Genomic DNA, 26,127 nt, shown 5'->3' on the forward strand with positions numbered 1-26,127 from the left:
ACCCCGCTCATCCTTTTTTGGACAAGTGGGGCGACGCTACATCCATTTTTGTCCCCATTCGTGAATGGATTCAATGACCGGACGCAGATCCCTTCCTTTTTCTGTCAATTCATACTCGATGCGAACAGGGATTTCCGGATATACCTTGCGCTCCAAAATTCCCAGCTCCTCCAGCTCTTTCAGCCGTTCCGAGAGCATTTTGTCGCTCATGTGCGGAACCATCTCGCGAATATCCTTGAAGCGAACAGCGCCGCGCAGCAACACGTGAATGATTAGACCTGTCCAGCGTTTGCCCAGGACATTAATGGCGCATTCGTACTTGGGACACATGTGTTCGCCAGCAAACTCTTGACTCATGTCGGCGTCACCTCTATATTGCATGGTTGTGTTATCGCTTATTGTACCAGATAAGCTTGAAAAAAGTAAGTAACGAAGTGTTTGGGGACCGCCCCTCTATGTTGTTGCCTATTGGGCCCGTATGTATGCGGACGAATTTGGCCGACCGCCTGCGGATGGGCCTGGAGGCGATCAAGCCCGATTCGCCAACGAAGCGTTTCGCATGCAGGCAAACGCACATAAACTGTGGCGAACGATTCGAGAAGAAGAGGGTGTTAAGATGCTTCCCAAACGGGTGATCGGGATTTTGACCTGGCGCCAGGGACAGCGCTTTGGCGAGCCGGACTATTTGCGCAAGCTCGTGCTGGCCGGGCAGAAGCTGGGGGCAGAAATCTACCTGTTTTCGCATCAGGACGTACACGGAAAAGAAAAAAAGATCAGAGGCTTTGTGCCGAAAGCAGGGGGCGGCTGGACCAGCCGATGGTTTCCCTGGCCGGAGGTGGTTATTGACCGTTATCGGCGGCGCGTGCCAGAGTACATCCGCATGCGCAACAGCGACCTGTTTTTCTTTGCGAACAGCCCGTTTTCCAAAAAGTGGCGCGTGACGCAACTGCTGGCCAAAGACGAACGGGTCAAACGCTGGATTCCCGAGACGCATTTGTACGAAAAAAAGAAAATGACAAGCATGCTGGCGCGTTACCCGCTGGTGTATGTCAAGCCGGGGAACGGTTCCGGCGGCAAAAGCATTTTGCGGGTAGCGGCTGTCGGCAAGGAATATGCCCTTTCCGGGCGCGACAAGCAGTATCAGGTGCATACGGCCAGGCTGGACAGCAAGGCGGCCGTGGAGAACTGGGTCGGCCGCTGGGTTGCGGAGCAGCGAATTGCCGATGGCAACTTTTTGGTGCAGCAAGGGCTTGATCTCGGGCTGATCCCCAATCATGTGGTGGATGTGCGGGTGTTAATCCAAAAAGACGCGGAAGGCGAATGGAGTGTGACAGGCAGCGGGGTTCGCATCGGGGAGCCAGGCAGCTCCACTTCCAATCTGCACGGCGGAGGACGGGCAGTTCCATTTGTGCCGTTGATCGAAAGCTGTTTCGGGAGAAGGCAGGCGCCGCACACCATCCGGGAATGCCACTTGCTTGCCCATGAGGTGGCGAGCACCTTGGAGGACTATTTCGGCCGGATGATGGAGTTTGGTCTGGACATCGGAGTGGATGTGAACGGGCAGGTGTGGCTGATCGAGGTCAATCCGAAGCCGGGACGCGAAGTTTTTCGCCAGATCGGGGAGCTGGACACGTATGCCAAAGCCATCGAGCGTCCGGTGCAGTTCGCGCTCTACCTTGCCCGCAGCAGGCAAAACCGGATGGCTCCGGAGAAGGTGCGCCGCGCCGGAGTCTGAGCGATAGCCTGGTTTTTGTCGCTATGGCAGCAAGCGGGGAACCGACACTGATGACCCATTCACCAACCTTGGTATGAGAAGAGTTGCCGAGCGGCAAAGGGTAAAGCTTGCAGTCCGCGTCAATTTTAATGACAGCATAATCTCTGACTCGATCAGCGATGATGCGCTTGGCTTCGAATACCTTGCCGTTGAACAGCTTGACAAAAATATTTTTCGATTTGCCGATGACATGCTGGCTGGTCAAGATATAACCTCTAGGATGGAAGATAAATCCGGAGCCGAAGCTGCGCTCGGTAGGCGTCGTCGATTTATCTTCGTGGTCGATGAGGCTGCGGATCAGGGTATCGACGTCTTTAGCAAGGGGGGCGTCTTCTGTCACGATGGAGACGACTCCCTCCTGAACTCGCTCTACAATCGGAACAAAAAAATTGAACGGGTGCAGACTGCTGCTGCTCACAGGGTACTTTACTCGCGTATATTGGGACCATCTTTTACTTTTCACAAATCTCTCCCCCTACAGCAGTAGTTAGGTATATATCATCTTATGGAGGGGCGAAAGGGAAGGGACGCCCAATTTGGTTCGGCCAGTGTGTTATATCATTATTTTTGATTGATATAATAAAGAAATAGCATTGGTATAATTATTAGAATCGAATTATAATACATGTAGTTAGAGAATATTTTGAACATAAAGGCTAAGCAGATGAATACCTGTACTTGTCTGAAAAGAGGGAATAATCTGCCTTGTCTGTAGAGAGAGAAAAAGAAAGATAATGGAGGATGCGAAGAGATGGATGTAAAAACGATCATACTTGGCTTTTTGAGCTACGGAGAGATGAGTGGGTACGATATCAAGCAGGCGTTTTCCAATAGCATTGGATTTTTCTACGACGCCAGCTTTGGAGCGATATACCCTGCGCTGCGCAAGCTGGAGGAAGAAGGACTGGTCACCAAGCAAGAAGTGATCCAGTCTGGAAAGCCCAATAAAATTTTGTACCAGATCACGGCACAAGGAAAAGAAGTGTTCCGTCAGGAAATCCAGACGCCGATTTTGCCTCCGGTGCTGCGCTCCGACATGCTGGTGAAAATTTTCTTCGGCAAGAGCCGCACGCCAGAGGAGCAAAGAGACATGCTGGAAAGCTGTCTGAATCTGCAACGGCAAATGCTTCAGCAAAGCCGGGCGTCTTTTAAAAAGCTGGAACTGCAATTTGACGAATATCAGCGCTTTTGCTGGGAATACACGATTCACCACCTGGAGTCGACGATTGCCTTTTTGGAGCAAAAGATGCCGACTCTCGTGAAGCAGCCAGCATTGTCCGCTGCCTCCGGCTAAGCATAAGGCCGGCAGATGAGCTTTTCCACCGATAACCGCATAAGCAAAAGAGGCTTCGCCAGAAACAGTCGGCGAAGCCTTTGTTTTTTGCGCTGCAGCAAGCTGGACACGCTTGGTCCTTCGCCTTTTGTGCAAGCAAAAGGCTTCGCCGGCCGAAAAAAGCATGGCGAAGCCAGGTCCAGACAGCTTACTTCAAGTTTTCCGGGTTGAGGCATTCGAGCTCAGGCACGACGAAGCGGCCGTCTTTGCGGATCAGGCGGTCGTCAAACCAGATTTCGCCGCCGCCCCACTCTGGGCGCTGGATCATCACCAGATCCCAGTGGATCGAGGACTTGTTGCCGTTGAAAGCGTCGTCGTAAGCTTGCCCTGGTGTAAAGTGGAAGCTGCCGTCGATTTTTTCATCGAACAAGATGTCTTTCATCGGGTTTTGGATGTAAGGGTTGACCCCGATCGCAAATTCGCCGACGTAGCGCGCGCCTTCATCGGTGTCGAACACTTCGTTGATTTTTTTCGTGTCGTTCGCGGTCGCTTCAATGATTTTTCCGTCCTTGAACGTCAGCTTGATGTTGTCGTATGTAAAGCCTTGGTACGGGGATGGCGTGTTGTAGGCGATCGTGCCGTTGACGGAATCGCGCACAGGTGCCGTAAAGACTTCCCCGTCCGGAATGTTGGCTTCGCCCGCGCATTTGATCGCAGGGATGCCTTTGATCGAGAAGGTCAGGTCTGTGCCTGGTCCTACGATGCGCACCTTGTCGGTTTTTTCCATCAGCTCGACGAGGTTGTCCATCGCTTTGTCCATTTTGCCGTAGTCGAGCGTGCACACCTTGAAGTAAAAATCTTCGAAGGCAGCAGTGCTCATGTTGGCAAGCTGGGCCATGGAAGCGTTCGGGTAGCGGAGCACGACCCATCTCGTTTCCGGCACGCGCACGTCGAGCACAGGGCGCATCAGCAGCTTGGAGTACAGTTGCATTTTGTCGCCAGGCACGTCAGCCAGCTCGCTAATGTTGTCGCCGCCGCGAATGCCGATGTAGCAATCCATCTGCTTCATGAAGGAGACGTCTGCCTCGCGCATGATGCCAAGCTGGGTTTCGTTTACGCCGAGCAGCAGCTCGCGCTGGATGCTCTGGTCGATCAGTTGAACGTAAGGATTGCCTCCAGCTTCGTACACTTTGGCAATGACTGCTTTCGTCAAGTCCGTCACATTGCCGACGGCGTAGATTAAAACGTTTTCACCCTTTTGCACGCGGGTGGAGTAGTTGACCAGTACGTCTGCCAATTTTTCAATACGCGGATCATTCATAGGAAGGGGATCCCTCGCTTTCCATATCATATCAGTATGTATTGTACACAAATCGCATAGAAAAAAGCTACCCATGCAAGGGTAGCGTGCGGAGGAAACGCGTTTACAGGATTCGGTTCTTCATGTATATGCAGCGTCCTGCGCCAATATGGCTATGTCAATCGCAGCCGCAGCCGATGATGACCAGCAGGATAAAAAGAATCAACACTAAGGTGAAATCATCGAGGTCTCCATTGAAAATGCTGCTCATAGGATGAACATCCTCCTTGTTGTGTGTTAAGCCTCTTGTGCTTACATCCATAACATATGGGTTTTTGCACAGTCCCGATACGGGCATTCGCCCATTTTTGGGAAGATTCTTTCAGTTTGGCCCACATCACTTTGCATGTTTATTATTCTGAAAAGCAGGAAAAGCTAGAGGATACGAAAAGACTTTGCAAAAAACGAAAGGATGTTATGGCGATGCAAAGATCATTATCGAGTCTTGCGCACGATCTTGTCCCAATTACCATCAATGTAGGCGAGGATTTCAAATCCATTGTGTGGAAAGCCCAGTACGATATGGATTTCAATACGGAATGCTTGTTTTGCTTTTCAGAGCGCATTACAGGATACCGGGTGGAAGACGAGGCAGGGCATTCCGGCAAGGTAGCTGTCTGCCCGCACTGTGAAAAGGTCAACGCGATTTACGCATAAGCACGGCAAAAGCCGGCAGCCAAAAACGATGCTCTCAAGCTGGAGGGCATCGTTTTTTCGTTTTTTCACGTGCGGGCGCTGGGCTTATATGCGGAGAAAAACGTTTGTTCCAGTGCCAAAAGGACCAGTCTGTGCCGTACTATATCTGCCACTGTATCCACCATGTACCACCTGGCGTTTAGCAGGATTGAAGAAGGCGGTCACGAATAGTATGAGAGGTATACATATGTAGATAGTTAGGGGTGAACTTTGTGCAAAAGAAATGCAGCCGCTGCGGGAATGACATGGAGATCGTCCTGCGCAATGTCGTGTATAAAAAACGGGTGAAAATCATGAATGTGCCCGTACACGTTTGCGTTGACGATTGCTGCGCTCATTCCCAGGTGGTAGATGTGATTAAGGATGATTTGAAATCACTCATGGAGGAACTGGGCCAACATCCGCAGCGCCAGGCGATCGAGTTTGAAGAGTTGTCAGAGTTATCCAACCTATTGGTACTTATTGCTAATGAGAAGGCAGACTCTTCGGTGCGAGAAGTGCTGGGCGAGAGGGTCAACGAGCTTCTGGATCTGTTTTTGTTGGCGCAGTCCCTAGGCGATCAAAAATGGATGCTGGAATTGCGTGAGCGATTGACAAAAATCATGGTATAAGAAAAAGGAGGCGCTGTTGCAGGCGGCTCCTTTTTGGTATGTCCGCGCGGCCGCTTTTTGCTCCCTGCACCGCAAACGTAGACTTCGCTATCCAGATTTCGCTATACTGAAAACCAATAGCGACTCAAAAGGAGAGGTACATGGTGGCACAAAAACAGCTTCATTCGCTCGAGGAACTGGACCAGTTCGTGGCCCAAAAAGGCAAAAAGCTTTTGTTCAAGCATAGCACCATCTGCCCGATCAGCACGTCTGCTTACGAGGAGTTCCAGGCGTACTTGCTGGAGCATTCGCTGGAAGCGGCTGTCATCCTGGTGCGGGAAGATCGCCCGGTGTCCAACGCGGTCGCCGAGCGTTTTGCGATCAAGCACGAATCCCCGCAAATTTTCCTGCTGGAAGACGGCGAAGTGAAATGGCACACGTCGCACTGGAAAATTACCAAGGATGCGATCAGCCAGGCGGTAGGGGCTTAAAAGACATCATCACGCAAAAAAGAGCTGTCGGTTCAATTCCGCAGCTCTTTTTTTGTGCAGATAAATCTTCCTCACGGCTTGGTGAGTCAAGCTTTTCAGATGGCTACTCCCAATACAGCTCCAGCTTGTCTCCGCTTTTCAGCTCGGTCTGGAAGCTGGCTTGCTCGCCGTTCACCAGCATGACAAAACCGGAGATGCTTTCGCTTTCCGGCTTCTCCAGCGAGAAGTTGACAAAGCGGAAGACGTCGCTGAATACAGGCGGAGCGGCTGGCGTAGATTTTACGGTAATCACCGCGCCGTCCGGCACCAGCTCGTCTGCCGCGGCCGCTTTTCCGTCCACGGTGATCGACACTTGCGCCACTGGCAGCACTACGCGTTCGCCGTTAAAGTACACAGTCATCGTCTCCTGGACCCACTCTTCCAGCGGAATCACATCGCGAATGGCCGGCGGCGGAACTTCCTCCAGGCGATAGTGCAGCTCATCGCCTTGCCGCACAGAATCGCTGTAAGCGGCGGGCTTGCCGTTTAACAAGAGGACCGGATTGTGGGAAGGCAGCGTATAAGACTGGCCGTTCACGCTGAAATGCAGCCCGGTTTGCGCAGGCTGTTTTTCTGACGGGAACAGCCCGGCTGACTCCAGCACCTCGGACACGGTGCGGGGGAGGCGAATCTCGACTTCTGCGCGATCGCTCAACTGGTCGTCAAGCTCGGCAGGGGTGCCGTTTACCCGGATCACTGGCCCGAGCGAGAGCGGACGGTCGTTGCAGAGGATGTCCAATGTGTCCAACTGGTCGAGCAGGTCGCGCACCATGACGCTGGCGTCCACGCCGTTAGTTCCGGCGACCACTGTAATGCTGTCCCCGTCGGCAATCGGCGAGTCGAGACTCGCCGCTTCGCCGTTTTTCAAGATGACCGGAGGCGTGCCGTGACCGCCGGGAATCATTTTCATCCTGCCGTTGACGGTGACGCTCATCGCCAGGCCCGGTCTGCCGTAGAGACGGCGAATGTCCAGCCCGGCGGCAATCAAGGAATCGCCCAAGGACATTTTCCGCAGGTCGAAAATACGCAGCGGCGTGTCGTTGACCGTGACGGTGACGTAGCGCAGAGGATGGCGGCGTGCGGCAACCGCGATTCCGACTGGCGTCACAAACTCCGGGCCGCTGAGCGCCGGATTGTCTCCCACGAACTGCTTGATGGCATCGCCGCCTCTGACCGCGACGCGCGCGGCAGGCATGTTCAAAAACTGGGCGACTTTTCCCGTCAAGCCAGGAGTGAGGCTGCCGCCGCCGATCAGCATGACAGCTTGCGGCGCTTTGCCGTTCAGCTCGATGATTTTCGTCGCGATCTTCTCTGCGAGCTGCGAGATGTCAGCCTCAATCGCGCTGGTTATTTCGGCTGCGCTCATCGTATGCTCCATGCCGAGAATGTCCGTGAAGGTGACGGACTCACGGGTGGAGAGCAGGCGCTTGACCTCTTCTGCCATCGGAAAATCGAGCAAAAAGGCATTCATCAGCGCGTCTGTGATCTCGTCTCCGGCTACCGGGACCATGCCGTAAGCCGTAATCGCGCCTTCCTCGGTCAAGGCGACGTCAGAGGTGCCCGCGCCGATGTCGACGAGGGCAATGTTGAGCCTGCGCATGGTCACAGGGATGAGCACGTTGATGGCGGCAATCGGCTCCAGCGTGAGCGCCTGCATCTCCAGATCGCACCGCTTCAGGGCGGCGATCAGCGAGTCGACGACGACCCGCGGGAGGAACGTCGCGATCACGTCTGCGCTGGCCGTATCGCCGCGCTGGTCGATCAGGCTGCCGATCAGCTCTTCGTCCAGATAGTAGTTGACGACGCTGTAGCCGACACAGTAATAGCGCGTGACATCTTGCTCGCGCAGCTCCTTCGCCAGATCAGCCTGTGCTTCCTGCACCGCGGCAAACTCCAGCGCCACGACATCCTCGCGCGTAATAAACGCGTGTCTGGACAACGGCATGTCCACGCGCACGCGCCGGGTGCGTAGCGAGCGGCCGGCTGCCGCCACGGCTACTTGGTGCAGCGGGCCGTGTTTTTCTTCCAGTTCTTCTTTTATTTGCTTGATGACCTTCGCGACAGCGACGACGTCGTGAATCTGACCGTCCAGCATGGAGCGCTCGTCGTGCTCGCGAATCGCGCAATCCAGCACGCGAAACTGGTCTTTTGTCGATTCCACAATCAGTCCGACGACGCTGCGCGTTCCGATATCTAAGGAAAAAATCAGCTCAGGGGAGCCTGGTTCTGTATAGGCTGACAAAGGCAAGTCACTCCCTCGTTTTCGTGTAAATCTGCAGGAATAGATGAAGAAAGCAGTTAGAACATATATCCATTTGATTCGACCCAAGCGACAAAGAATCCTGTCGAAACAAGGAATCTTCCCTTTTTTGGCGAAGAATTTGCAAAGGTAAAAAAACATAAATAATTTACTTTCGCGCTTTTTGGCGCTAAACTGCTGACAAGGGAGTATGAATCGATTATAATAACCCTAATTTATCGCCAACCACCTAGTTGACCCATATAAAAAGAGGAGAGTGGAGAGACACATGGCACACGACCAAATTGAAACCATGCGCAAGCAGATAGACGAAATCAATCTGCAAATCTTGGATTTAATCAACCAGCGGGCGACATTGGTGCAAGAGCTGGGCAAAGAAAAGGAAAAGCAGGGCAGCAGCCGCTTCGATCCTGAGCGCGAGCGCCAAATGCTCAACCTGATCGTGGAAAACAACAAAGGTCCGTTCAACGACAGCACAGTCCGCCACCTGTTCAAGCAAATTTTCCAAGTATCTTTGGAACTGCAAAACGAAGACAAGAAAAAAGTACTGCTGGTCAGCCGCAAGAAAAAAGCGGAAGACACCGTGATTACGGTAAAAGGCGTCGAGTTCGGCGGAAAGAGTCCGATCCTGATCGCTGGCCCTTGCTCCGTAGAAAGCTACGAGCAAGTGAGAGCTGTCGCGGAGAACCACGCGAAGCGCGGTCTGAGAACATTGCGCGGCGGCGCATACAAGCCTCGTACGTCTCCATACGACTTCCAAGGTCTTGGCGTAGAAGGTTTGAAAATCTTGAAGCGCATCGGGGACGAGTTCAACCTCGTAACCATCAGCGAAATCGTGACGCCTGCCGATCTGGAAATGGCAGCCGAGTACATCGACGTCATCCAAATCGGTGCGCGCAACATGCAAAACTTCGAATTGCTGAAAGCAGCGGGCCGCGTGAACAAGCCTATCCTGCTCAAGCGCGGCTTGGCGGCAACGATCGAGGAATTCATCTACGCAGCCGAGTACATCGTCTCCGAAGGCAATGCGCAAGTGATGTTGTGTGAGCGCGGTATCCGCACTTACGAAAAAGCGACGCGCAACACGCTCGACATCTCGGCTGTGCCGCTGCTCAAGCAGGAAACGCACTTGCCAGTATTCGTCGATGTGACACACTCCACTGGCCGCCGCGACCTGTTGCTGCCTTGCGCCAAAGCAGGATTTGCAATCGGCTCCGACGGCGTCATGGTCGAGGTTCACCCGGACCCTGACGTAGCGCTGTCCGATGCGAAGCAACAGCTCAACATTCCTCAATTCAACGAGTTCGTGGACGAATTGCTCGCTTCCGGCCTGTACAAAGGCGAAGTCGTAGCTGCAAGAGGATAACGAAACAGTTTGAAGTGAGTTTGCTGGCCCTTCCTGCGCGCGGGAAGGGCCTTTCTTATTTGACGAACCTTGGGCCGACCAAGTAAGCTAGGATTTAAGTGCTGATATCGGCAAAGGAGGCAATGCCAGATGAATGATCGTGACCACTGCTGCTCGTCTGATCGCGCCACCGTGCGGCCTGATAAAATCAAATCGAATCTCGTCTCCCGGCTCAACCGGGTCGAGGGGCAAATTCGCGGGATACGCGGGATGGTGGAAAAGGACGTCTACTGCGACGACATTCTCAACCAGATCGCGGCTGTGCAGTCCGCCTTGAATGCCGTGGGCAAAATGCTGCTGGAAGGACACATGAAAAGCTGTGTCATCGAGCGCATCCAGCAAGGCGATAGCGAAGTAATTGACGAGCTTTTGAAAACGATGAACAAACTAATGAAATAACAGCGGAAAAGGCCGCAAAAACGATTGCATCGATATACGGCTTGTCGTATCATAGGTGCATATATTTATGAAAATAACTATGAAAACCAATATATAGGGAAAGTGAGGGTGTGTGATGCCGGTTACAATCTACGACGTGGCAAGAGAAGCGGGGGTTTCGATGGCGACCGTCTCCCGTGTCGTCAACGGAAATCCGAACGTAAAGCCGTTGACCCGAAAAAAGGTACTGGCTGCAATTGAACGTCTGGGGTATCGACCCAATGCCGTTGCCCGCGGTCTCGCCAGCAAAAAAACAACAACCGTCGGTGTCATCATCCCGGATATCTCCAGTTTGTTTTTTTCCGAATTGGCGCGAGGGATTGAAGACATTGCTACCATGTACAAGTACAACATTATCCTCTGCAACTCTGACCAGCGGATGGAAAAGGAGCTGCAGCTCATCAATACGCTGCTCGAAAAGCAGGTGGACGGGCTGTTGTTCCTGGGAGCGGAGATCAAGGAGGACCATTTGCAGGCATTGACCAGCACGTCGGTGCCGACGGTTCTGGCTGCGACCCGCGATGCGGACAACGTGCTGCCGTCGGTGAGCATCGACCACTTCCAGGCTGCCTACGACGCGACAGAAGCGCTTGTTTCTCGCGGCCACAAGCGGATCGCGATGATCGCGGGTCCGCCTAACGACCCGCTCAACGGCCTGATGCGCTACGAAGGGTACAAAAAGGCGCTGAAGGACGGCGGCATCGAGCTGGACGAGGAACTGGTGGCGACAGGCAACTACTTCTACGAGTCAGGCTTGTCGACGACGAAGGCATTTCTTGCTCTGTCCGAGCCGCCAACGGCGATTTTCGCCGCCAACGACGAAATGGCGATTGGCGCAATCCACGCCATCCAGGACTCCGGCCTGAACGTGCCGGGCGATATTGAAGTCATCGGCCACGACAACATCCGCCTCGTGGAAATGGTGCGTCCGCGCCTGACTTCCGTGGTGCAGCCAATGTACGATATCGGGGCCGTGGCGATGCGCCTGTTGACGAAGTACATGAACAACGAAAACGTGGAAGAGCACGTGGTGCTGCTGCCGCACCGGATCGAGTATCGGGAGAGCACGAAGCCACAGCAGGCGTAATCGTTCTGCGGATGGACAGCATAGGAGGATGGATGATGCGGTACGGAATTATCGGCGCCATGGATGAAGAAATTGCGCTGTACCTGGAAGCGATGGAACAGACGGCTACGACCGTCAAAGCCGGAGTGACCTACTATACGGGCAAGATGGAAGGAAAAGAAGTCGTGCTGTGCAAATCGGGCGTCGGCAAGGTCAACGCTGCGGTCACGACGCAAATCTTGATCGACCAGTTTCAGGTGGAACGAGTCATTTTTACAGGGGTGGCCGGAGCGGTTCACCCGGAATTGAACATTGGTGATATCGTCGTCTCGACAGATTGCCTCCAGCACGATATCGACGTGACGCCGCTCGGCTTTGCCCCAGGGCAAATTCCTTTTACCGAGCAGTGGACGTGGCAAGCCGACCAGGAGCTGATGCAGCAGGCGATCGAAGCGGGCAAGGAGCTGGAAGCAGGCGTCCAGGTCGTGAGCGGCCGTATTTTGTCCGGCGACCAGTTCGTGGCGAGCCGGGAAAAAGTGCAATGGCTGTATGAGCAGTTCGGCGCTCACTGCACAGAGATGGAAGGGGCCGCGGTCGGACAAGTATGTGCGATGAACGGCGTGCCGTTTGTCGTGGTGCGCTCCATGTCCGACAAGGCAGACGGCTCTGCGCACGTCAATTTTGTCGAGTTTACGAAGCTCGCCTCGCAGCGCTCGTACGCGATTGTCCGCAACATGCTGACCGCCTCCACAGGCGCGGCGCAACCGGGAGTGATCGTCTACTCGACGAAAAACTGCGTCGATTGCGACATGGTCAAGCAATGGCTGACGGCAAAAGGCATTTCCTTCGAAGTGCGCGACGTCATGACCAGCCGCGCTTACCAGGAGGAAGTCGAGCGCTTTGGCTTCATGGGCGTTCCGGTGACAGTCGTCGGCGACAAAGCGGTCAAAGGCTTTGCACCGGCTGAGTTGGAAGCACTTGTGCAAAAATAGCGAAAAACGAAGAAGCGGGAAGAACGGCATCGCAAGGGGATGCGCGGTCTGCCCGCTTTTTTTGTTCCCTCTTGCCTCTTGCCACGCACAGGAGAGCAAAAAAAGAGCAAGCAAACTCATTTGCCTGCTCCAGTCGGCGCGTACAGAATTGCCCGCTCCAGAGTAATCCGGTTTTTTTCGGTAATCTCCGCCCGGCGGGGAATCGCCGGAAACGGTTCGTCAAACAGGCGCAGCGGCAACTGCAAATCAGTCTGCGGCTGCCAGCGCTGAAGCCAGCCGGGCGGCAGGTCGCCGTCTTCCAGCGGCTGATCGCTCATTTCGCTCCAAAGCAGCGTCCACGCTCGCGGCACGACCCGCCAAATGTCGTAGCCCCCGCCGCCTACCGCGATCCAGCGGCCGTCGCAATACTCATGGGCGAGCCGATGGGCAAGCCGGGGAATCGACTGGTAAATTTTCATCGAGCAGGAGAGGTGCGTCAGCGGATCAAACGTATGCGCATCGCAGCCGTTTTGCGTCAAGATCACGTCCGGCTTGAAGCCGTGCGCCAGCTTGGCTACCAGCTCCTCGTATACCTCCAAAAACGAATCGTCTTCCGTGAAGGCGTCGAGCGGGACATTGACGGAAAATCCGTAACCGCTTCCATCCCCGCGTTCCGACAGATTGCCCGTTCCTGGAAACAGGTATTTTCCCGTCTCATGGATGGAAACGGTCAGGACATTAGGATCATCGTAAAACGCCCATTGGACGCCGTCGCCATGATGCGCATCCGTGTCGATGTACATGACGCGGGCATTCCAATGCTTGCGCAAATAGGCGATGGCGACGGAGCAGTCGTTGTAGATGCAAAAGCCGGAAGCGCGTCCGCGAAAAGCGTGGTGCAGCCCGCCCGCCGGATTGAAGGCGTGCGCTGCCTCTCCTTGCATGACAGCATCGACGGCATTCAGCGTCCCTCCGACAATGAGGGCAGCCGATTCGTGCATATTCCGAAAACAGGGGACGTCCTCGGTGCCAAGGCCGTAGCTCATCGCCTGCGGCAGCTCTGCTTCGCTGTGCCCCTGCTCGCGGACGAACTCGATGTAGCGCCTGTCGTGGACGAGGGCGAGCTCGTCGTCCGTTGCCATGCGCGGCGCCAGCAAGTCTGACTCTGTGAGCAGGCCGTAGCTGCTCATCAGATCGTGCATGAGCAGCAGACGGCGCTGATTAAACGGGTGGTCATCGTGAAAGTAATACTTCGTGTAGTCGGGGGAGTAGATCAGACGAGCGTTCCGGCTCACAGGAGTACCCCCCCGTCTGTCGGTCCGATGACGTCAAAGCCTCTTTGCAGCAGCAATTGGGTCACGACGCGCGGATCAATCGTCTGGACGCGGAAGACCAGGTTCTTTTTCCCGGGGTTTTTGCCTGGAAACACAATGACGCTGGTGACGTTGACCTGGGCTTCGCGAAACACCTGGCTGACCTCTGCCAGCATGCCGACGCGATCTTCTACTTCTACCTCGATATGGGAGCTGGGCTTGTTGACGCCGAACAGCTCAATCAGGCTGGAAAACATGTCGGATTCTGTCACAATCCCGACCAGGCGGCTTCCTTCCACGATCGGCAGCGAACCGATTTTATGCTCGTAAATTTGCAGGGCGGCGTCTTCGATGAAGTCAAGCGGGTGGGCGGTGATGACCTGTTTTTGCATGATGTCAGCCACAGGCTTGTGCAGGACGGTGTCGTCGTCATCATGGGTAAGCAGGCGGGAGGGAAGGGCATCGCGCAGATCGCGGTCTGAGACGATGCCGACCAGCATGTCATTTTCAATGACGGGCAAATGCCTGATGCGATTGGCTCTGAGCAGCAGTAGGGATTCTCCGATGGTAGTCGCAGGCTGAATGGAAACGACGTTTTTTCGCATGATATCTTCTACGCGCATGAATGAGGGCCTCCTTGCATCCTATGGAAAAGATGTCCAGACTAATAAAGAAAGCGATTCTGAAAGCGCATGGCATCAAAAGCGACGATTGTTTCAGCAGGAACTCGTTTTCCGATTTTGGCCATCAGACAGTTGGCGGGGTGCGAGCATATTTCCGGATCGTCTGTCGCCATCCAGGTCAGTCCGACGCTGCCCATTACTTTTTCCATGACCTTTCTGTACTGCCACACATCGAGTCCCGTTCCTTTCAAATCCCAATGCCAGTAATACTCGGTCGTAATAATGACGTAGTCTTCCATGGCGTCATCCATAAAGGCGACTTCAAGCAGTTTCTTGGCTACGCCGCCAGCCCGTACCTTGTGGCTGATTTCGATGGCGCCAAGCTCCAGCAGATCGGGCAGTTTGGCCATGGACCAGCGTTCCAGCGGATCGGGGTGGAGGAAGGTGACGTAACCGAGCACAAGGTCCCCTTCCCGGGCGATGATGATGCGGCCTTCCGGGAGATCCGCTATTTCAATCAGGGCCTCATGCTGTTGCTCGGGGATGCGAAATGCCTTGAGTCCTTCATCGAAGCGCAAGTCAGCCAAATATCTCCCCGTAATCGGTCCTTCGATAAGCAGTTCTTTTCCGTTCACGACCATGCTCGCAGAGTGATAGCGTTTGACGTGTTCCATCGGTTCCCCCCCTAATGCTTGTAGAAAAAGAGAGATGGCGATTGTAACCATCTCTGCTGATTCTTCCTTACCTTAGTCTATTCTGTGGTGGTTGCTGTTACGTTGTTCGAATGTGGCGATTCTCCGTAACTGTTGACGGCGGTGATGTAGTAGCTGCCGTTCGGCACAGATGCCGTGTGTGTATAGCTCGTGGCGGATACCGTGTCGAGCAGCAAATAGCCGCTTGCCGCATCGGGGCTGAAATACACGTTATAGGCGATGACCTGCTCCGCTTGGCTGTTGCCTTTCCAGGACAGCTTCACGCTGTTTCCGCTCGTCTTGATCGACAGCGATTTCGGAGCGGAAGGCGGCGCGGCAGACGGGCTGTTCGTATTCGAGCCCGCATTGGAGTTCGAATTGCCGTTTCCGCCGTCTCCCGACCCTGATGGGCCAGGAGTGGTTTGGCCGTTTCCGCTGTTGTCAGTCGGCGTCGTGCCCGGATTTGCGCCTGGAATCTCCCACGTCTGGGCGCCGACAGAAGCGATGGCAGACGGCGAAGATTCGTTTCCGGCGATGTCGACCGCTGTGACATAGTAGCCTACGTCGCTTTGGCTTGCGGTCGTATCGGTGAAAGTCAGCTCAGCCGGATCTTTGACCGTGGAGATTTTGACGAAGCCGTTTTGCGCATCGGCGCGGTAGATGCGGTATCCTACCAGGTCAGGCTCTTTTGCCGACTGCCAGGAAAGCGCGATCTGCTTGCCGGAGCCGCTTGCGACGACGCCGCTTGGAGCGGCTGGCGTTCCGCCGACCTCTGTGCGCGGGTCTTCCTTGTCCGGCAGACGTTGTTCCCAATCTGGCGGCTGGACGGCAACGCTTTTGTTTTTGGCCTGAATCTGCTCCTTGAAAGGGAGCGGATCAGGGGAGCGGTAGAAGATGCCTTCGGTTACGAAATCGTCCGGAGTGCCTTCCTTCGCCAGATAGCGCTCGCCGTTGTAGGTAATCAGGCGCGCTTTTTGGTGCGAGTCGTCCACCTTCGTCGGAACGAAGCGGCGGTTGAACAGATCGGTAATCAAATGTCCCGCCTGCTTGGACAGCTCGCTTGGCAGCAGCCCGGATTTGGAGTCGACTGTCGCTGTGACGATCCCCGACGGCTTCTGGAACGTAGCGTCAGGAGGAGACAGGTGTGGGTGCTTTTCGATAATTTCCTTCATGACCTTGCCCCAGACGACCATCGGCACGTATTTGTCTGCGTCCGGCATCGGGTACGGTTCGTCAAAGCCGACCCAGACACCCATGGACAGCTCCGGCGTGTAGCCGACGAACCACAAATCGTTGCTGTTGTTCGTAGTCCCGGTTTTACCTGCCACGTCGACCTTGCGCGGAACGAATTTGCGGATGTGCGTACCTGTTCCGGCATTGACGACGGAACGCATCATGTCCGTAATCAAATAAGCGGTTTGTTCGCTGTACACTTGCACGGGTTGGGCTTCGTGACGGTAGATCACTTTGCCCTGGCTGTCCTCGATCCGGTCGATGAGGTAGGCGTCCACGAACGAGCCGTGGTTGGCAAACGTGGCGTAGGCATTGGTCATTTCCTCTGCCGTCGTTCCGTATGTAAGTCCGCCGATTACGCCTGTCGCAGCGTAGTTGTCTGCGTCGACCAGCGTGGTGATGCCCATTTTCTTGACGTACTCCAGCGCGGTAGGGATTCCGACCTTCAAATACGTCTTGATCGCCGGGATGTTCCAGGACATCCGCAGCGCTTCCCGCGCGCTCATGATCCCTTGCCATTTGTTGTTCCAGTTTTTCGGCAGGTGAGAGCCGTTCTGGCCGTCGGCGAGCAGCACAGGTGCGTCGTCGATTGGCGAGGCTGGCTGCAAAAGTCCCAGCTCAAAGGCCGGAGCGTACGCCGCCAGCGGCTTCATGGCCGAACCAGGCTGGCGAGGAACCGTTGCGTGGTTCGTCTGCTCGACCGAGAAGTCGCGTCCGCCAATCATCCCCAGGATCGCTCCCGTTTTGTTGTGGATCAGCATGGCGCCGACTTCTTCCAGCGCGTTCTCGATTTTTTCCGTCTTGCCGTTCGAGCGGCGGATCGTGTAGGTGCGGTTTTTCCCGAAGTTTTTCGGGTCGGCCGCGACGGCCTGCATGATGCTGTAGACGTTTTTGTCAATCGTCGTGTGCACTTTGTAGCCTTTGCGCAAAATGTCGCGGCGCTTGTCCTCGACCAGTTGGCGGTATTCGTTGCGCCCGATAGTCGACTTGTCGCGCCCTTTTTCCGCGAGATCGGCATCGACGAGCTGACGGGCGGCCCGCTCCTCGATCTCCATCATCAAAAACGGAACTTCGCGATACGCCTGCTGGGTAGGCTTGGCCAACTGCGCCTTCAGATCGGCTTTGAGCGCGTCGTCGTATTGCGCCTGCGTGATGTAGCCGTTTTCCAGCATGCGGTCGAGCACCATTTTCTGGCGTTCCTTGCCGCGCTGGTAGCTCTCGGCGCGGAATGGCGAGTAGGCGCCAGGGTTTTGAATCATGCCCGCGAGATAAGAGCCTTCGCTCAGGTTCAATTCCTTTACATCCTTGCCAAAAATCCCTTTGGCGGCCGCCTGAACGCCGTAAACGTTCGAGCCGTTGGCGTTTTTTCCGAAGTAGATTTCGTTCATATAGGCTTCCAAAATCTGGTCCTTGGAAAACATGCGCTCGATCCGGATGGCGCTGAAAATTTCCCGCGCTTTGCGGGTGTGGCTCACTTCAGCGGAGAGGATCGTATTTTTTACAAGCTGCTGCGTAATCGTACTACCGCCTGTCACGACAGGTTGGTTGGTAAATTCCTGAATCGCCCCGCGTAGCGTGGACTGGAAGGAAACGCCTGAATGGTGGTAGTAGTTTTTGTCTTCTGTTGCAATAATGGCGTTAATTAAATAAGGAGAAACGTCTGCTTTTTTCACCAAGCGCCGGTCGCCTTCCTCAGCCCGCAGTTGGCCGATGAGAGAGCCGTCGTTGTAGTAGGCGAATCCAGTCAGATAATTGGTGAAAATTTTGTCCTCCAGTTCCTCCTTGCTGCGCACTGGCTCGTCCTTCACGAGTGCGGCAACATAACCTGTCACGATTCCTCCGGCGACAGCAGCTCCCATGAGTCCAAGCAGAAACACCATCTGAACGATGACCCATATCAGTCTGCCACGGCTACGGCGTCGCTTTTTTTTCGACGGTTCAGAGGAAGAGGTGTGGTTATTCGACATAGTCTACGACCCCCTAGCATACCTCCTGATTATACCATACGAGGAACCTTGAGGGTAGAAGCGATGAAAGGGACAATCGAGAAGTTCCGCGCCGCGTCACAATGTGTCAATAACTGTTGAAGCGTAGGGGGCTACACGAGCAGCAAAACCGAGCTGAGCACCAGCAGCAGGGCCATCGCGACGTGAAAGGCGCGCTTGTGCCTGGACAAAACATTTTGAAAAAGGGAGCCAAACAAGCTCCAGCAAAACGAGCTGGCAAAGCCTGCGGCGCCGAGCAGCAGGGAGAAGCCGAGCAGGCTGGTCGCCGTGGAAAAGTAGGGCAGGATGAACGTGCCGACGACGCTCAGCCCGTACAGCACCCCTTTCGGATTGACGAACTGTAGCAGGACGCCTGTCGCAAACATGTTTTTGGCGTCCGCTTCGCTGTTTTCCTCCCCGCGGATGCTGGTGAGCATTTTGAACGCCAAATACCACATGTACAAGACGCCGAAAAAGGTCAAATAAGGCGTAACCGTAGGGATGTAGCTCGTGAGCAGCAGGTGAAAAAAGCTGCACAGCAAGATGAGGGCAAAAAATCCGCTGCTCACGCCGAGGCAAAAGCGGACAGTCTTTTTCAGGCCGTACTTGTTGGCGAACACCATTGCCATGATGTTGTTGGGACCAGGCGTGAAGTGGGACACAAATACAAAAAGCAAAAAGGACAAGACAGGCATCGTGAATCTCCCTCCTCTATCGTGTGCTATAATGACCGTGTAGGTCGTTATATTGTATGCGTTTTATTTTACAATCCGGTCGTTATATTGTACACGGGAGGTTTTGGCGCCATGGAAGACATTCAGCGCGTGCTGGCCAAAAATGTAAGAGAGATACGGGAAAAGCAGAAGCTGAGTCTGGAAAAGGTGGCGGAGCTGAGCGGCGTGAGCAAGACGATGATCGGCCAGATCGAAAGGGGCGAATCGAGTCCGACGATCACGACGCTGTGGAAAATTGCCAACGGCTTGAAAATCTCCTTTACCTCGCTCATCCAAAAGCCGCAGCCGGACACGACGGTAGTGCGCAAGGCAGAGGTGCAGGCTTTGACGGACGAGCAGGCCGGGGCATACCGGATTTATCCCGCTTTTCCTTTTGAGGCGGACAAGCGCTTTGAGCTGTACACGGTCGAGATCGAGGAGGGTGGATTGTTAAGCTCCGGGGCGCACAGAGAGGGGACGGAAGAATTTTTGACTGTTTTTTCCGGGGAGTTGACGGTTGCGATCCAGGAAGAAACACATACGTTGCACGCTGGCGATTCGATCCGCTTCAAGGCCGACAGACCGCACAGCTATCGCAATCAGGGGAAGGGGCTGGCCCAGGTCAGCATGCTGATTTACTACCCGGTGTCATGAGGCGACCCGGGAGAGGGGAGCTAGAGTAGGCAAAATGTCCGAAAAGGAAAAGCTGCCCGCTTTCAGCGGCAAAGGAATCCGGACAAATAAAAAAGAGCAGGCCGACGGGCGGCACTGCTCTTTTTGTTTTCAGACGATTAACGGCTGTAGAACTCAACGATCAGAACTTCGTTGATTTCGGAAGGCATTTCTTCACGGTCTGGCAGACGAGTGTAAGTACCTTCAGCAGCAGCATCATTGAAAGAGATGTAGTTTGGCAGGAAGTTACGGCTTTCCAGAGAGTCCTTAATCAGTTGCAGACCACGGGACTTTTCACGGATGGAAATCACATCGCCCGGTTGTACGCGGTAGGATGGGATGTTCACTTTTTTGCCGTTTACCAGGAAGTGACCATGGTTTACCAACTGACGAGCAGCAGGGCGAGTTGGAGCAAAGCCCATGCGGTACACCAGGTTGTCCAGGCGGGATTCCAGCAATTTCATGAAGTTTTCACCGACTACGCCAGCCATTTTGCTAGCTTGGTCGAAAGTGCGGCGGAATTGTTTTTCGTTAAGGCCGAACATGTGGCGCAGTTTTTGCTTTTCTTGCAGTTGGATTCCGTACTCGGACAGTTTACGACGGTTGTTGTGACCGTGTTGGCCCGGAGGGAAGTTGCGCTTGATGTCTTTTCCTGTACCGTCGAGGGAGATGCCCAGACGACGAGCCAGTTTGTGGCGAGGTCCTGTGTAACGTGACATGTATTCAGTCTCCTTTAAATTGGATTCGTAGGTGTTTACTTCCGGCAGGTTAGTTCCTACTTTATCTACACGAACTTCGGACGGTAGCGTTTCCGCATCGTGCTCCTCACAGATATTCAGCCGCAGTCTGTAAAGGGAGGGAACTAAGAGGGTACATCCTTCCGTTTTTACCTACAATCAATGCTACCCTGTACACATACAATCAATCATACTAGGCGAGGTATGGATAAGTCAAGAGAAAAGAAACGCGCCATTCATGGAAGAAATGGCGCTGTTCCTCGTTGCTCCCGTTTAATCCCGGATGAAGACCGACTCCGTATCTGCGTTGCCGCGTTTTTCCAGGAAGCGGGTAAACGTAACGGCTGCATCCGCCCGCGACACCGCGCCCTGCGGCTGGAACTTCGTCTTGTCGGTCGGCACGATGCCCAGTGTCGTAGCGATAATAATCGAAGCGCGATGCTTGGCGTTGCCGATGTCGGTGAGCGGCGACTGGAACATGCCAGGGTAGTCCGCCAGCTTGTTGTAGCCGAGCGCGCGCACGATCATGTCGGCCAGTTCTTCGCGGGTGATCGGCTCATCCGGGTTCAGCTTGGAAGCGTTTTTGTCCAAAAGGCCGCGGTCCACGGCGCCTTCGACGGCAGAGAAGAAGCGCGAGCCGTTTGCCACGTCGCTGTAGGTCGCCTTGCGCTCCAGGGAGTACATCGGGTAGTGGCGTCCCTGGTTCAGACTAATCATCAGCATTTCGATCATTTCGCCGCGTGTGATCGGCTTTTGCGGCAAGATTTTGCCATCCTCCAGCGAGAGCGCATCGTATTCGTACATCAAAAGCAGTTCCTTCTCGGCCGGATGGCCCTTGAGGTCGAGCGGTGCCTGGCGGTGCAGGTTGAGCACTTTTCCGGATGCAGTAGAGCGCCACTCGCCTGTAGCCGCATCGAGGTAGTAAGGCTGCTCAAACGGCGTGGACGTTACGCGGTAAACGAGCTTCGCCGTCCTTTTCGGAATGTAGGATGGCTGCTCCTGTACCTTTTTGTTGTCTTCCTCGCTGAGCGGCTCCAGGGCGTACACCGCTTCTGCCTCCGACTCCTTCCACCACGCCTGGACGGCTTCGTCGCCAGACAGATGTTTAGGTACTTTGGCAGGGTACGTTTCGCTGCCAAAGTCAGCGCTGTAGGACAAAAGTTCGCCTGTCTGCGCGTCGTAATTGAGGTAGGCCGAGCCGCTGGCAGCCGCGATTCCGTCGATGTACCGTTCCAGCGTGATCCGGTAACGGCTGGATTTTAACAGTTCTACGCCTTCCTCGTCGCGTTCGACCAGGTACAACTGGTGGGCCGAGGTCGGCGTCCATTTGCGGATCGTTTCCATTGCCGCTGCTTGCAGCTTTTTCGGGTCGACCGTCTTGGCGGGCTTTTCTTCCTCTTTGCGCAGCGGCCGGTCTTTGCTGTACGAGTAAACGTCGCCGGTGACAGCGTCAAAGGCGACAAAGACGTAGCCATCCTTTTCCTTGCCTTTTTCCGTGTATTCGAGATTCCAGACGGAACGGTTGCCCTGGTAGTCTCGCTCGCTGTAGTTGGCGGAGCGCAGCTCGTAGTTGCCAAGGTCAAACGTCTTGGCCGCCCAGGCGATGGCTTCCTCCTGGCTGAGCGTTCCTCCCGAGCGGCGCGGGGAAAGCGGCTTGCTGCTGACCGCGACAGGCTCGTTGCTTTCGCTGCGGGGCGAGAGCGATTGGTTCAACGCTTTTCCGCTCTGGGCGTCGAGGTAGAACGTAAACGGATTGGTATAGCCGAGCGTGACGGTGTTTTTCTCAGCGCCGGTTCGCTTCCACGGAAGCAGGTACGAAAGCTTCGGGTCTGCCTGCTCCTGGAACAGCTTCTCCGCTTCCTCCAACGAAATTTGCTTGTCTGGCTTCTCGAATTTCACGTCGTTCCACGACAAGGAAAAATCGCTGACGACGCCTGCGCCATTGACGGTGATGTCCGCCCCGTTGTCCGGGAATAGCACGTCGTCTACGACCCGGACGAAGCGGAACGTGTAGGAGACGTCGGCAGAAAGCGGCGTTTTCGGCTCGGGCAGCTCGCGCAGGTAGAGACGGGTTTCTGCGGCTTTGCCCGGGTTGTGCTTTTGCAAAAACTGCTCTGCCGCTGTGCGGGCGTCGGCATAGGACACCCGTTTGGCGTAAGGCAGGTTGTTCCGGCTTTGGTCGTAGTGGGAATAGGAGGTCAGCTCCCCGGTGTTGGCGTTGATGCTGACGCTGTAGGACAGGAGTACTTTTTCGTTGTTCGGGTCCTTTTTGTTCCAGCCGAACGACCATTCCGGGAACGAGCGCCAGCCGTCAGCCGAACGGAACGACACGTTTGTCAGCGTAAGCCCGCTGGTGGGTACAAGCTTGGCTGCAAGGGTCAGCGCCGCTTCTTTCGACAGCTTTACCTTGCTCGTGGCAGCCAAGGTCGCCTTGTCCATTTGCGTGCTGTTGACCATTTTGCTCGTGGCAGCTTCCGGCGACTGGGCGTGTGCTTGTGCAAGCGGAAGCAGCAGGCTTGCTGTCAATACGAATGAGCTGGATCGGATCATCCAAGGCTTCATGAAAGATTCCCCCCGAGGTGTAGTAGCATTTGCTTACAACCTCTGACGAGGGGAAAAGCGAAATCGTTTCATTTCACCCTGAGAAAAAATAGCGAGCGATTTTGCGAACAGGCAAGAAAGATAGGAATTTTGTACCAAATGTTAACGGATCAAACTAGAATTGTGAACAACCATCTTATATAATTAAGTAGTACTTATCCATCTCAACTTGAAAAAGACAGCCTTGACTGTTTGATTGACCGCAAGCGGTCATCTCTATTCTTCGAATAAATCTCCGCTCGGCGTCAGACCTGCAGGCTGCGAAGGGCGGTTTTCACAGAAAAGGAGCTATTGCGTTTTGGAAACCATCATGTACCTCGTTCGCCACGGAGAGACACAGTGGAATCAGATTCGGCGCATTCAGGGACACAGCGATATCGCTTTGAACGAGCTCGGCATGCGACAGGCAGAGCTGGTAGCCGGACGCTTCCGGCGCGAGAAGATTCACGCTGTTTATTCCAGTGATTTAAGTCGCGCGCGTGAGACCGCTGCGAAAATTGCGGAAAATTTCTCCATTTCCGTAGGCACGCATCCTACCTTGCGCGAGCGTTGCTACGGGCAGTGGGAGGGGCTTACCTACGAGGAGATTCGCGCGCGCTTTGAAAATCAGGACGAGGCTTCCTGCGGCATCGAGACATTCGAGGACATGCAGCGGCGTGCGGTGGCCGCTCTGACCGAACTGGCAGCGAAGCATCAGAATGAGGCAATTGTGGTGGTATCGCACGGCGGTCTCATCAACAGCTTTTTGCACTACGTAACAGCGGGGGAGCAGGGAACTGGCATTACGCGCATCGACAACACGGGAATTTCCGTTTTCCGCTATGCCGATCGCAGGTGGGAAGTGCTCCAGGTAAATGATACTGACCATTTGGAAGCTTGAGAAAATGCTGAGAGAGGGAGTTTCTCGTGTCAAGTAAAATGTTGGGGAAGTTAGAGACGGTCTTTTCCTACACGGCCCATTTTATCATACAATCTTGGCCGGAAAAGCGCCCAGGCATCCTTTTCTTGACAGATTCCGGGGGCCGTGTAATCAACTTCATGGACATGCATGATAGTCAATCTGGAAACTCTCTGTCTATGGCGGCGCGCCAGTATGTCCAGACCGGGGAAGTCTGCGATTATGTTTTGGAAGCGCTCGGCACGAAGGAGATTGTCGTCAAGGCCAAAAACGAAAGCGAGCTCGTCTGCGGAGCGTTTCCGCTGAAGGAGCATGACGGCAGTGTCCGCGCCGTCATTGGCATGCTCATCCCGCAAAAAGAGATTGATTTCGATTTGCGGGGCTACATGCGGGGATTAGAGCCGCTCATCCGCATGGGCTACGATGCGTACATCCAGCACGCGACCAGCCAGATCGTCACCGATTTGACCCTGCACGACACCGCGCGGGATTTGCTGACCAGCCTGACGAGACAAATCAGCAACATCATTTCAAAAGGCTATTGCTCGGCGGTGAAGCTCTCCGAGGAGGGCGTGCTGATCCCCCAGGATTGCGTCACGACGCAAGAAGCGGAGCCAGGTCAGGCTCATATCGCCCAATTGGTTATGCGCATGGGGAATAAGCCAGTCACGCCGATGGCGCTGGACAACCACCGGGTCATCGTCGTTCCGGTAAGCCTGAACGCGGTTCCGCTGTACGCCCTGTTTTTGCACCTGCCGCCCGAGGAGCAGGACTGCTTCTACGATATCCGGGACGTCGCTTTCCTGCAGGAGATTGCGGAAAAGGCGAGCTGTGCGCTCTGGCGCGCGATTATGTCTGACGATTTGCGCCGCGAAGCGAGCAAAAAAGATTTGCTCTACCAGCTCATGTCAAAGATTCAGGCATCGATTGACGTCAATGACGTTCTCCACGAGATCGTCACCAGCATCCCGAGCCTGTATCCGTATTTCTCGGTCGAGCTGTTCCTGACGGTGGAGCCGAATGCTACTACGCCTGTCAAGCAGTTGTCGTTCCAGGAGGTGGAGCCGTCCACCAGCACGAAAGCGTACCTGGAAGGCCGCTTGATCGCGGAAGAAGTAGGGGAAGGCGAGCAGCGGGCGACCGTGATTGCCGCGCCGCTGTTGGGCAAGCAAGGCATCTACGGCGTTTTGCAGGTGACTTCGGAGCAGCCGATTTCGTTGAGCCAACACGAGAAGGACTACATTTCCATCTTGGCCGACACGGCAGGCACCGCTTTTGAAAATGCGCAACTGTACCAGCAATCGCGCAATCTGATCCGCGAGTTGCGCCTCATCAACGAAATGGCTAGACAGCTTAACAAAAGTCTTGATTTGAAGGAAATTCTCGATTTTGTGACGGAAATGATGCAGGCGACATTCGACGCGGAGTTTTGCGCCATTTTGCGAAAGCAGCCGGGAGAAGACAAGTTCGATATACTCTCGTCGTCGCTTTCCGACTTTAACGGCACCGTCGTCAATGCGCTCGAAAAGCCGTTCCAGCAGATCATGCAAAGCAAGCAGACGCTGCTTCTGGCTCAGCCTGGCGCGGGTCCGCTGCCGTTTTCACTCTATTCCTGCTGCTCGCTCATGGGGGTACCGCTTGTTGTCGAGGGCGAAATTAGCGGAGTGCTTCTAGTCGCAGATTCCCGCTATCATTTTTTTAGTTTTGACGACTACAAGCTGCTCGAAATTTTCGGCCAGCACGCAAGCCTCGCCATGACGAATGCCGTTTTGCACAACGAAATGGAGCGAATGGTCATTACGGACAACTTGACCGGACTGTTCACGAGACGCTACTTGAACGAACAGGTCAGGGCCTCGCTTGCCAAGGACAGCTACGGCTCGCTGATTTTGATCGACATCGACTTCTTCAAGACGGTAAACGATACATTCGGCCACCAGGTAGGAGACGAAGTGCTGATTCAGGTGGCCAACCTCATCCGCCGCAGTATCAGAGACAGCGATATTGCGGCGCGCTGGGGCGGGGAGGAGCTCGCCGTCTACCTGCCGAGCGTAGACAAGGCAACGGCTCGCGCTGTCGCCGAGCGAATCAGGGAGTGCGTGGAGCAGGAGACGTCCCCGCGGGTGACGATCTCGTGCGGTCTTGCGAAATGGAACAGGGAGATGGACGTCAATCTGAGCGTCGAAGCCTTGTTCCACCAGGCGGACATCGCGTTGTACGAAGCAAAAAATTCTGGCAGAAACCAGGTTGTACTCGCCTAGAGCCAAACCAATGGCTCTTTTCTCTTTTCGGTATGC

The 26,127-nt window shown here is 54.7% G+C and carries 23 protein-coding genes and 1 pseudogene; 12 read left to right on the forward strand and 12 right to left on the reverse strand.

Annotation, left to right across the window (positions count from 1 at the left end; translation table 11 throughout):
- Window positions 1–36 precede the first annotated feature (36 nt).
- Window positions 37–357, reverse strand: coding sequence for a winged helix-turn-helix transcriptional regulator (locus M655_RS08190; RefSeq protein ID WP_005828119.1), 321 nt, complete (start codon window positions 355–357; stop codon window positions 37–39).
- 259 nt (window positions 358–616) lie between these two features.
- On the opposite strand from M655_RS08190, the gene M655_RS08195 reads away from it, so the two are divergent.
- Window positions 617–1,735, forward strand: a complete 1,119-nt coding sequence (locus M655_RS08195) for a YheC/YheD family endospore coat-associated protein (RefSeq protein WP_026557880.1) — start codon at window positions 617–619, stop codon at window positions 1,733–1,735.
- A gap of 88 nt (window positions 1,736–1,823) precedes the next feature.
- On the opposite strand, the pseudogene M655_RS08200 reads toward M655_RS08195, so the two are convergent.
- Window positions 1,824–2,237, reverse strand: a pseudogene (locus tag M655_RS08200) (trypsin-like peptidase domain-containing protein); the annotation flags it as partial.
- Window positions 2,238–2,525: 288 nt separating this feature from the next.
- Between M655_RS08200 and M655_RS08205 the strand changes: the two are divergent.
- Window positions 2,526–3,068 carry a PadR family transcriptional regulator gene (locus M655_RS08205; protein ID WP_005828125.1) on the forward strand — a complete coding sequence of 181 codons (543 nt, stop codon included), beginning with the start codon at window positions 2,526–2,528 and terminating at the stop codon, window positions 3,066–3,068.
- 187 nt (window positions 3,069–3,255) lie between these two features.
- Here the strand turns inward: M655_RS08205 and M655_RS08210 are convergent, their stop codons facing one another.
- Together M655_RS08210 and M655_RS08215 are read right to left on the reverse strand one after the other, a co-directional pair.
- Window positions 3,256–4,368, reverse strand: coding sequence for an aminopeptidase (locus tag M655_RS08210; RefSeq protein ID WP_026557882.1), 1,113 nt, complete (start codon window positions 4,366–4,368; stop codon window positions 3,256–3,258).
- Window positions 4,369–4,525: 157 nt separating this feature from the next.
- Window positions 4,526–4,618, reverse strand: coding sequence for a YjcZ family sporulation protein (locus M655_RS08215; protein WP_007783189.1), 93 nt, complete (start codon window positions 4,616–4,618; stop codon window positions 4,526–4,528).
- A gap of 212 nt (window positions 4,619–4,830) precedes the next feature.
- Here M655_RS08215 and M655_RS08220 point away from each other — a divergent pair, with 212 nt between their 5' ends.
- From M655_RS08220 to ytxJ, 3 genes are all read left to right on the forward strand, one after another.
- Entirely contained in the window at window positions 4,831–5,064 is a 234-nt protein-coding gene (locus M655_RS08220) for a hypothetical protein (RefSeq protein ID WP_007783191.1), read from the forward strand.
- A gap of 251 nt (window positions 5,065–5,315) precedes the next feature.
- The gene (locus tag M655_RS08225; RefSeq protein ID WP_005828130.1) at window positions 5,316–5,714 is read left to right on the forward strand and encodes a hypothetical protein; all 399 of its coding nucleotides are present in this window, start codon (window positions 5,316–5,318) and stop codon (window positions 5,712–5,714) included.
- 143 nt (window positions 5,715–5,857) lie between these two features.
- Window positions 5,858–6,184 carry a bacillithiol system redox-active protein YtxJ gene (gene ytxJ, locus M655_RS08230; RefSeq protein WP_025843920.1) on the forward strand — a complete coding sequence of 109 codons (327 nt, stop codon included), beginning with the start codon at window positions 5,858–5,860 and terminating at the stop codon, window positions 6,182–6,184.
- Between the two features lie 103 nt (window positions 6,185–6,287).
- Here ytxJ and M655_RS08235 read toward each other — a convergent pair whose 3' ends face one another.
- Window positions 6,288–8,465, reverse strand: coding sequence for a cell division protein FtsA (locus M655_RS08235; protein WP_051353942.1), 2,178 nt, complete (start codon window positions 8,463–8,465; stop codon window positions 6,288–6,290).
- 286 nt (window positions 8,466–8,751) lie between these two features.
- On the opposite strand from M655_RS08235, the gene M655_RS08240 reads away from it, so the two are divergent.
- From M655_RS08240 to M655_RS08255, 4 genes are all read left to right on the forward strand, one after another.
- Window positions 8,752–9,849, forward strand: a complete 1,098-nt coding sequence (locus tag M655_RS08240; RefSeq protein ID WP_005828135.1) for a bifunctional 3-deoxy-7-phosphoheptulonate synthase/chorismate mutase — start codon at window positions 8,752–8,754, stop codon at window positions 9,847–9,849.
- Window positions 9,850–9,978: 129 nt separating this feature from the next.
- Window positions 9,979–10,287 (forward strand): metal-sensitive transcriptional regulator, encoded by a 309-nt coding sequence (locus tag M655_RS08245; RefSeq protein WP_005828137.1) that lies wholly within the window; start codon window positions 9,979–9,981, stop codon window positions 10,285–10,287.
- 115 nt (window positions 10,288–10,402) lie between these two features.
- Entirely contained in the window at window positions 10,403–11,413 is a 1,011-nt protein-coding gene (gene ccpA / locus M655_RS08250) for a catabolite control protein A (protein WP_007783203.1), read from the forward strand.
- A 35-nt stretch (window positions 11,414–11,448) separates the two neighbouring features.
- The gene (locus M655_RS08255) at window positions 11,449–12,384 is read left to right on the forward strand and encodes a 5'-methylthioadenosine/adenosylhomocysteine nucleosidase (protein ID WP_005828140.1); all 936 of its coding nucleotides are present in this window, start codon (window positions 11,449–11,451) and stop codon (window positions 12,382–12,384) included.
- A gap of 116 nt (window positions 12,385–12,500) precedes the next feature.
- Here M655_RS08255 and M655_RS08260 read toward each other — a convergent pair whose 3' ends face one another.
- The 5 genes from M655_RS08260 to M655_RS08280 all read right to left on the reverse strand — a co-directional run bounded on the left by M655_RS08260 (window position 12,501) and on the right by M655_RS08280 (window position 18,904).
- Window positions 12,501–13,658, reverse strand: a complete 1,158-nt coding sequence (locus M655_RS08260) for an acetoin utilization protein AcuC (protein WP_005828143.1) — start codon at window positions 13,656–13,658, stop codon at window positions 12,501–12,503.
- Window positions 13,655–14,299, reverse strand: a complete 645-nt coding sequence (locus M655_RS08265) for a CBS and ACT domain-containing protein (RefSeq protein WP_007783205.1) — start codon at window positions 14,297–14,299, stop codon at window positions 13,655–13,657. The genes M655_RS08260 and M655_RS08265 overlap by 4 nt, the downstream gene beginning before the upstream one ends.
- Before the next feature lie 41 nt (window positions 14,300–14,340).
- Window positions 14,341–14,973 carry a hypothetical protein gene (locus M655_RS08270; protein WP_005828146.1) on the reverse strand — a complete coding sequence of 211 codons (633 nt, stop codon included), beginning with the start codon at window positions 14,971–14,973 and terminating at the stop codon, window positions 14,341–14,343.
- Between the two features lie 77 nt (window positions 14,974–15,050).
- The gene (locus M655_RS08275) at window positions 15,051–18,191 is read right to left on the reverse strand and encodes a penicillin-binding protein 1A (RefSeq protein ID WP_026557884.1); all 3,141 of its coding nucleotides are present in this window, start codon (window positions 18,189–18,191) and stop codon (window positions 15,051–15,053) included.
- A 131-nt stretch (window positions 18,192–18,322) separates the two neighbouring features.
- A complete protein-coding gene (locus tag M655_RS08280) occupies window positions 18,323–18,904 on the reverse strand; it encodes a LysE family transporter (protein ID WP_005828150.1) in 582 nt (193 codons plus the stop codon).
- Between the two features lie 111 nt (window positions 18,905–19,015).
- Between M655_RS08280 and M655_RS08285 the strand changes: the two genes are divergently transcribed.
- Window positions 19,016–19,576, forward strand: a complete 561-nt coding sequence (locus M655_RS08285) for a helix-turn-helix domain-containing protein (protein WP_005828152.1) — start codon at window positions 19,016–19,018, stop codon at window positions 19,574–19,576.
- A 137-nt stretch (window positions 19,577–19,713) separates the two neighbouring features.
- Here M655_RS08285 and rpsD read toward each other — a convergent pair whose 3' ends face one another.
- Both rpsD and M655_RS08295 read right to left on the reverse strand, forming a co-directional pair.
- A complete protein-coding gene (gene rpsD, locus M655_RS08290; protein ID WP_005828154.1) occupies window positions 19,714–20,313 on the reverse strand; it encodes a 30S ribosomal protein S4 in 600 nt (199 codons plus the stop codon).
- 291 nt (window positions 20,314–20,604) lie between these two features.
- Window positions 20,605–22,893, reverse strand: coding sequence for an S-layer homology domain-containing protein (locus tag M655_RS08295; RefSeq protein ID WP_025843926.1), 2,289 nt, complete (start codon window positions 22,891–22,893; stop codon window positions 20,605–20,607).
- 337 nt (window positions 22,894–23,230) lie between these two features.
- On the opposite strand from M655_RS08295, the gene M655_RS08300 reads away from it, so the two are divergent.
- Window positions 23,231–23,812: a histidine phosphatase family protein gene (locus M655_RS08300; protein WP_005828158.1), complete on the forward strand. Its 582-nt coding sequence runs from the start codon at window positions 23,231–23,233 to the stop codon at window positions 23,810–23,812.
- A 38-nt stretch (window positions 23,813–23,850) separates the two neighbouring features.
- Window positions 23,851–26,091: a sensor domain-containing diguanylate cyclase gene (locus M655_RS08305; RefSeq protein WP_026557885.1), complete on the forward strand. Its 2,241-nt coding sequence runs from the start codon at window positions 23,851–23,853 to the stop codon at window positions 26,089–26,091.
- The last annotated feature ends 36 nt before the right edge of the window (window positions 26,092–26,127 follow it).

The sequence above is a fragment of the Brevibacillus sp. NSP2.1 genome (genome assembly GCF_000470975.2).
Taxonomy (GTDB): Bacteria; Bacillota; Bacilli; order Brevibacillales; family Brevibacillaceae; genus Brevibacillus; species Brevibacillus agri.